Raw genomic sequence first — 2,523 nt, forward strand, 5'->3', positions numbered from 1 at the left:
CCAGGCCACGCTGCCGTCGGCGGCGAGTCGCTCGACGCTGTCGGGCAGGCGGCGCAGCAGCGCGTCGAGCGAGCGCGTGCTGCGCTCGCGCGAGCGCGCCTCGAGCCAGCGGCCGGCCAGCAGGAAGCAGACGAACATCGTCAGCGAGTCGAAATAGACCTCGTGACCGAAGATCCCGCCAGGGTCGAAGCTCGCAGCGCTGCTGGCCACGAAGGTGACCGCGATGCCGAGCGCCACCGGCACGTCCATGCCGATGCGCCACTGGCGCAGCGATTGCCAGGCACCGCTGAAGAAGGGCCGCGCCGAGAACAGCAGCACCGGCAGCGTCAGCACCCACGCCGACCAGCGCAGCAGCGCGGCGAGATCGGGCGCGATATCGCCCGGCGCCGCGAAGTAGCCGGGCGCCGCGGCCATCATCACCTGCATCATGCAGAAGGCCGCGACGAACAGCCGCCACAGCGCCTGGCGCGATTCGGCCTGTCGGGCCCGCAGGGCGTCCTCGGCATCGGCCAGGTAGGCTTGGTAGCCGGCCCGCTGCACGGCCTCGATCAGGGCCGAGGCGCGGGTGCGGGCGGGGTCCCAGTCGACCTCGGCCCGCTCGGACGCGCCGTTCACCCGTGCCGCACGCACCCCATCGACCCGCTCCAGTGCCGCCTCGATGAGTCCCGCGCAGGCCGCGCAGTGCAGCCCCTGCAGGACCAGCCGGGTGCGGGCCTCGCGCCGGCCGTCGGCAGCCTCCTGCCACGTCGTGCAGGCGGCCAGCGCCGTGTCGTCGTCCAGCGCAACGCGCTGCCGCCCCGACAGTTCGGTCGGCGGCAGGGCCAGCGCAGGGGCGGCAAGTGTCAGGGTGGTGGCAGGCATGGGGCGTCGACGGAGCGCGGCAGGCGTCAGCCTGCGGTCGGCTGCGGACGGCCCCGTGCGTTACTCTAGGACCGAACTCTCCCCGTCGAACTGATGCAGATCAAGCCCGCACCTCGCCGTCACCTCCGTCTCGTCGTTCCCGCGCTGCTTTCGCTGCTGGCGGCGACCGCACTGGCGCAGTCGGGCCCGCAGAAGCTGCCCTCGGTGCGCCTCAATGCGGGCATCCACAACATCCAGGCCGAGGTGGCGCGCACGCCCGAGCAGCGCGCCATCGGTTTGATGAACCGGCCGACAATGCCCCCGAACGACGGCATGCTGTTCGTGTTCGACGAGGCCGCGACGCAGTGCTTCTGGATGAAGAACACGCTGCTCCCGCTGTCGATCGCCTACCTGGCTGACGACGGCACCATCACGCAGATCGTCGACATGCCGCCGCAGACGCTGGATTCGAAGTGCTCGACGCAGCCGGTGCGGCTGGTGCTCGAGATGAACCAGGCTGGTTCGCCAAACGCGGGCTCAAGCCGGGCAGCCGCCTCAGCGGCGACGCCTTCAAACCCTAGACGCCCAAGGCATGAAAAAGGCCGGCACTGGGCCGGCCCGGGATCGCGCCGAGGCGGGACTCAGGCGAAGTTCTTCGCCGCGAAGTCCCAGTTCACGAGCGAATTGAGGAAGGTCTCGACGAACTTCGGGCGCGCATTGCGGAAGTCGATGTAATAGGCATGCTCCCACACGTCGACCGTCAGCAGCGCCTTGTCGGCGGTGGTCAGCGGGGTGGCGGCGTTGCCGGTGTTGACGATGTCCACCGAGCCGTCCGCCTTCTTCACGAGCCAGGTCCAGCCGGAGCCGAAGTTGCCGACGGCGCTCTTCGTGAAGGCTTCCTTGAAGGCGGCCAGGCTGCCCCACTTGGCGTCGATGGCGGCCGCCAGCGCGCCGCTCGGCGCACCGCCGCCCTGCGGCTTCATGCTGTTCCAGAAGAAGGTGTGGTTCCAGATCTGGGCGGCGTTGTTGAACACGCCACCGCTGGACTTCTTGACGATGTCTTCCAGGCTCAGCGACTCGAACTCGGTGCCCTTGATCAGGTTGTTGAGGTTGGTCACGTAGGCTTGGTGGTGCTTGCCGTAGTGGAACTCGAAGGTCTCCTTCGAGAGGTGCGGCGCGAGGGCGTCCATCGCATACGGCAGCGGCGGCAGGGTGTGTTCCATGAGGTCTGTCCTTCCTTGGTCTTGAGCCTGGGGGATGAGATGGGCATTGTAGGCAGCACCCGCAGGCCGGCCGCCTGCGCGGCGCATGCCTGCATCAGCGTCGGGGCTTGTCGGGTTCGATGCCGATCACCTGCGCCTCGATGCGGCCGTCGGCCAACCGGGCTTTCACGGTCTGCCCCGGCTGCAGCTGGTTCACCGATGTGAGCGCCCGTCCCTCGGCGTCACCGAGCCACGCATAGCCGCGCGACAGCACGCGCTGCGGGTCGAGCGCACCCAGGCGTGCGACCAGCACGTCGAGCCGCTGGACGGCGCGCAGGCGCAGTTGCCGCGCCGCCTGCATCCAGCGCGAGGCCAGCACCGCCTGGCGCTGCTGCTGTCGCTCGAGGTGGCGGTGCATCGCCGTGCGCTGCCGTTGCGACAGCAGCGCCAGCCGCTCGCGTGCGGCGCCAGCGCCTGGCCG

At 69.8% G+C, this 2,523-nt stretch carries 3 protein-coding genes and 1 pseudogene; 1 reads left to right on the top strand and 3 read right to left on the bottom strand.

Features of this window, described 5'->3' with window-relative positions:
- Positions 1 to 861, bottom strand: an 861-nt coding sequence (locus Y694_RS21205; protein ID WP_036236368.1) for a cation transporter, incomplete at its 3' end; no start/stop codon positions are given.
- Positions 862 to 954: 93 nt separating this feature from the next.
- On the opposite strand from Y694_RS21205, the pseudogene Y694_RS21210 reads away from it, so the two are divergent.
- Positions 955 to 1,421: pseudogene (locus tag Y694_RS21210) on the top strand (DUF192 domain-containing protein).
- 60 nt (positions 1,422 to 1,481) lie between these two features.
- Here the strand turns inward: Y694_RS21210 and sodB are convergent.
- Positions 1,482 to 2,063: a superoxide dismutase [Fe] gene (sodB, locus tag Y694_RS21215; protein WP_036236374.1), complete on the bottom strand. Its 582-nt coding sequence runs from the start codon at positions 2,061 to 2,063 to the stop codon at positions 1,482 to 1,484.
- A gap of 94 nt (positions 2,064 to 2,157) precedes the next feature.
- The coding region (locus tag Y694_RS21220; protein ID WP_036236377.1) for an exodeoxyribonuclease VII large subunit at positions 2,158 to 2,523 on the bottom strand (366 nt) is incomplete at its 5' end.

Origin of the sequence: Methylibium sp. T29-B (assembly GCF_000576225.1) — a bacterium.
GTDB classification, from domain to species: Bacteria; Pseudomonadota; Gammaproteobacteria; order Burkholderiales; family Burkholderiaceae_C; genus Methylibium; species Methylibium petroleiphilum.